Source organism: Candidatus Methanoperedens nitratireducens (genome assembly GCF_900196725.1).
GTDB lineage: Archaea > Halobacteriota > Methanosarcinia > Methanosarcinales > Methanoperedenaceae > Methanoperedens > Methanoperedens nitroreducens_A.
In genome coordinates this window covers 1-4,848 of record NZ_FZMP01000103.1, presented here as the reverse complement: position 1 = coordinate 4,848, position 4,848 = coordinate 1, and the positions used below count along the sequence as shown (strand labels likewise).

The window sequence follows — 4,848 nt, the reverse complement described above, 5'->3', positions numbered from 1 at the left end:
AAAACAATCTTCTCCACTTCAACCGGAAGAAGAACTTATGTCATCATGACAACAAGAATTTAAAATAATGAAACCTGAAATCAGAAAAATTCAGTCTCAAAGCTTATTGATATAAATACTTGAAGGAAAAATTCTATAGCCGAAGCTACAAACGCTAAAAAATCAAATACAATCGATAATTTTCAATAAATATTGTCTATCAAACCTCCAAATTTATTTATACTGATTTCTTCATCTTTTGGACTGTATAGCCAGCACCAACAAGGACATTTATCATATCCTGCTCAGTCATTTGAACCGGGGAGGAAGCCCAATTGAAGCCCAATTCAGTTTGACTTTCTTAGTTTTTGACATCTCAGCGTCCTGATATTTTTCTCTGTTCACCAGGAGATGATGCAATATGCATAGAACTTTTCTTGCCAATGCAACGAATCAATGCAACGATTGCTTTCTTCTTTCCCTTCTTTGCCAAAATATGCAAAAAGAACCTTTTCAATTTTGAATTTTTTGATTTGGCTATAGCATGAGCAACTTGAACAAGCATCCGTCTCACATGCTTTGAACCCTGTTTTGTTATACTGCCTGTAACAAGTTTATCTGCGGATTGAGAAACCTTCGGTGTAAGTCCGCACCATGATGCAAGTTGTTCAGCCGTCACAAAATCTCTATAATTTCCAATCTCAGCAAGGATTGTTGAAGCAGATGTAAATCCCATGCCAGTCATGGACATTGCAATCTCTAGATCTTCCTTGAGCTTCTGCATTCGGCTCATGATTTCCTTATTCAGTTTCTCGAGAATTCTTTTTGATGTTATCAATTTCAAGATTTCATCAAGAGTCATTCCAAACCTTCCTCTAATCTTGTTTCCATCTCTGGAGAGGATTGTGGCAATAATAAATTTCTTGTGAAGGAACATTTTCCCATACGCGTTCAAAGACGCATTCATGCATACGAGAAATGATAATGGTTAGTTTAGATTACGAGATCAAAGCCTCAAAAAACAAACAACCTTCACTGCCCATATCAAGGATATAAGCATTGGAAAAAGTAATAAAAGTTTTTCATGCTTCATGCATGAGGCGAAGCCTCATGAGCGTTTAGTTTATAGAAGTTTCAGCAAAATTCATTACACTCCCGGAATCTCCTTAGAGTCTTATTAATCTTATTAATAATGCTGTATTTTATATCTTTCCTTTTCTAAAACACTCTTCTTCATAGTCTTCTCTACCTTCTCGCATACTGCTTCTCAAAACTTCTCGTTCTTGCTTCTCTTCTCGCTTCTCTGAACTTTGAGAAGCCAGAATATCCACCATCTTCAAAAAACCCATACCATCTGATACCCTGTGAAGCTGAGAAGCCATATAAACGACGGTTTTATAGGGGTTATTTCAGACGAATAGGCGGTTTTGAGCTTCTCTAGAGCTAAGAGAAGGCTACGAGAAGTTGTCTTTACATAGAACCAGTTCTGGCATGGGTGGCTTTTCCGAGCGTGGAGCTTTGGGTTCTGAGGAAGAATACTTGATGTTGATGGGAGTAAAGACAGTAAAGACAGTAAAGACAAGAAAGACACCTAACGACTTAAGACCTCCAAATCCTCCCTCGTTTTCCTCAAGAATTGCTCGTAATTCTTCTTCACAATCGCAGCATAAACCGCATCGTCTGCCTCTATCCCAGTCTTCTTCCTGACATCAGAAGCTAATATCCCATAAAGAAGCTCTTCAGCCCTATCGCTATCTGCAATTGCAGAAATAACATCTTCAGCGTTGCTTTTCTTCACGTATTCCTTAACCACTTCAACACCCTTATCCGTAAGAATATATACCGCTAAGTTATTAAGCCTAACTTCCGCCTTTATATACCCCTCATTCTTAAGCTGCCGCATTGCATTATAAAAGCTTGATTTGGCTTCGTCCTGCATTTTGGCGTATATCTCCATTGTCCTGAGAGAGCCGGACGCAAACAACGCGGATAGGATTTTCCTGAAAATTGGGACTGCCATTTTTTCTGTCATGGTCGGTAATAATCACTAAGAAACAAAAGCTTTATGCTTTTGGCGTACATACGTGTACATCGGAGTGTGTCCGAGTCCATAGGAGGTATCGGTTTGGAAAAGACGATTATATGCAGCGAATCAAATTTACTTGTTTTTGAAAGCAGAAGACGCAGGTTCGGGAAAGTTTGAAGAAGCGAGGACAGGAGCTATAGAAATAACTCAGCCTTCCGATGAGTGGGGCAGATTATCAACTGGCTGATGGATTATTTCTGGTGTCTTGTGGTAGCCATCCTCGCTATAGGTGGAGTTGGGCTACCCGTTTGGGGCAAAGTCCTTTAAAAAAGGATTTTAACGGGTAGCCACTTTTTTCTAAATCTTTTTCGGGAGCGTAACATAATTTGTTGAAACTTCCTATATTCATTATACTTTTCTCCCTATAAACATACATCCACCCGTTCCTTGAAATATACCATGAGCTGGTTGAGGATAACTCCCCAATCACGGATAGGCATAGTCCATTTCTCGGATGCATCCATTACTATCAGGTACAGGATTTTAAACAGGGAATCATCTGTTGGGAATGAACTCTTTGTTTTTGTGATTTTTCTTATCCTCCTGTTAAAATTCTCTATTGGATTCGTAGTATAAATAAGCCATCTTATATCAGGAGGGTATTTGAAGAACGTGGATAAGCTCTGCCAGTTGATCCTCCAACTTTTTATAGCATAGGAATACTTGCTACCCCACTTTTTCTCAAAATCGTCAAGAGCAGCCAGTCCAGCTTCTTCATTGGGTGCAGTATAGATTTCCTTCATATCGTTGCAGAATTCTTTTCTGTCCTTATAATTGACGAATCTTGTAGAGTTCCTTATTTGATGTACAATGCATCTCTGTATCTCTGTTTTTGGGAATGCTGCCCTGATTGCCTCCTCAAATCCAGTCAATCCATCAACAGAAGCAATTAAAACATCCTTTAAACCTCTGTTTCTCAAGTCGGATAATATACTCATCCAGAATTTGGATGATTCAATCTCTCCAATCCGTATCCCAGGTATCTCTTTTTTACCTTCTGTGGTTATTGCAAATACGACATAGGCTGTTTTCTTTACTATTTGACCGTCCTTGGTTAACATTGAAAACGATACCGTCCAGGTAGATTATTGGATACAGTTCATTTAACGGTCGGTTTTGCCACTCTTTTGCTATCGGAAGGATCTTATCTGTCATCCTGCTTACCATCTCAGGAGAGACCTCGATACCGTATATTCTCTTCATTTGTGATTCTATATCCCGGTTGCTCACTCCCTGAGCAAACAGGGAAACTATCATGTCCTCAAGTTCGCTTGATATCGTTCTCTCGTGCTTCTTTACAATTACTGGCTCAAATTCACTATTGGTATCCCTTGGAATTTTAAGGTCTATTTCTCCGAATTGGCTTCTGACTGTCTTTTTACTGTGGCCATTCCTTGAGTTATCAGTATTCTTATTCTTATTCTTCCATTCATATTTGGAATACCCAAGTGTATTGGTCATTTCTTCTTCCAATGCTTCTTGAAGAACGTCTTTTATCTCGCCAATAAATGCTTGCTCAATGCTTTTTCCGTCCTTCAGATTGTTTGCCCTTAGCCAGGCTCATGCCTGTTCTCTTGTAAATAACTTCGCCATTTTTCTCAACTCCTATAACACCTGTTGCATTATAGAAGTTTCAACAAGATTTGTTACACTCCCATCTATTTGGCACATGTACGCGCATGATTTAGAGGCTTTGGGATTCTATGTTTCAGAAATCCAGAAGGGATTAAGGCACTCCTCCAGCCACACGACCGGTTTCTATATAGTACGGGCTGAAAGGGATTTTTTCAAGAAATTCTACCAGCTTCGCAGATGATCCGATTTATACCATTTTTTATTTCGCCTATTCGATATTAAAATAATCTACATTATTTTATAACGGTTTTGTTAAATTAACGGCATATTGAAAATGAGGCTTATTATAATGGCATGAATCAGCGCGCGGGGTGTAGTCCGGAGGCGATATACCATCAAATAATGAGCCTGTGTATTGCATTTTTTAGAATTTTTGTGCTGTACGTTAAAGTTTATATCTAAAAAGAGCAGGGTAAGATAGTACTACAAAATTACGGGCGGATATTTCCGTCATGGAGCATCTTGAACACTTTCCAAACGGTGTAAAGCTGTAGTTCTTCAGGGTGGGACGAATTAGACAACTGTCCATTTTGTCCCACCAAATCTTCTATCTTATTAAGCAATCGTGCCTCTTGCAGAGGCATTAGTGGCATTTCCAACGTTTTTAGCTTTGGTAAGTAATTATGCCGACCGAAATATAGCGTCCACAAAAGCACGTTCGTTAACGGGCAATGGTCTATCTACTACCTTTTAAGGCGCGTGCGGATGTGAGGTTGGCTATAAAAAGGTACGTTGGGTAGGTGGTGGTAGCCAACCTCAGCGACAGAAAAATACTCACAAACAATAGCTTTTTCGACCATTCTCATTAATGAGAATGACAAGCAACATTGTTGATATAAAGCAACATTGTTGATACAAAACTATCTATACCTTCTATTCTATCCAGTCTTATGGTGGTGGTAATCCATTTGTCATCGGTTAAGATACGAAATGTCGGAAAAGTAGCACTTTTTATGCAAATATCTAACATTCAATTCGAAAAATCGCTATGAATGGTATTCAGAGTTGTGCAACAAAATCGTTAACCGATGACAAATGAATTGGGATATGAATCTAAGGACATCGGTCCACGGCTGTATTGATGATGAGGGAAAATGGACAATTACTCAGGAGAATACTGCAAATAGGGAAACGTTTTGTCGGCATCT

Annotated in this window: 3 protein-coding genes and 1 pseudogene; all 4 read right to left on the bottom strand. The window is 39.0% G+C overall.

From position 1 onward, the window contains the following. Positions 1 to 355: 355 nt before the first annotated feature. Positions 356 to 934 carry a transposase gene (locus MNV_RS07735; RefSeq protein ID WP_179293863.1) on the bottom strand — a complete coding sequence of 193 codons (579 nt, stop codon included), beginning with the start codon at positions 932 to 934 and terminating at the stop codon, positions 356 to 358. 247 nt (positions 935 to 1,181) lie between these two features. Further along, positions 1,182 to 1,361 (bottom strand): hypothetical protein, encoded by a 180-nt coding sequence (locus MNV_RS19005; protein WP_143311695.1) that lies wholly within the window; start codon positions 1,359 to 1,361, stop codon positions 1,182 to 1,184. Between the two features lie 209 nt (positions 1,362 to 1,570). Further along, complete coding sequence (locus MNV_RS07730; RefSeq protein ID WP_096204985.1) at positions 1,571 to 2,011, bottom strand: hypothetical protein; 441 nt, start codon at positions 2,009 to 2,011, stop codon at positions 1,571 to 1,573. Positions 2,012 to 2,427: 416 nt separating this feature from the next. Beyond that, positions 2,428 to 3,604 (bottom strand): annotated as a pseudogene (locus MNV_RS07725) (IS256 family transposase). Between the last annotated feature and the right edge of the window lie 1,244 nt (positions 3,605 to 4,848).

Bases quoted from the DNA above. Each gene is read 5' to 3' on its own strand.
- MNV_RS07730 (WP_096204985.1), bottom strand. From the start codon at position 2,011: ATGACAGAAAAAATGGCAGTCCCAATTTTCAGGAAAATCCTATCCGCG.
- MNV_RS19005 (WP_143311695.1), bottom strand. From the start codon at position 1,361: ATGGCTTCTCAGCTTCACAGGGTATCAGATGGTATGGGTTTTTTGAAG.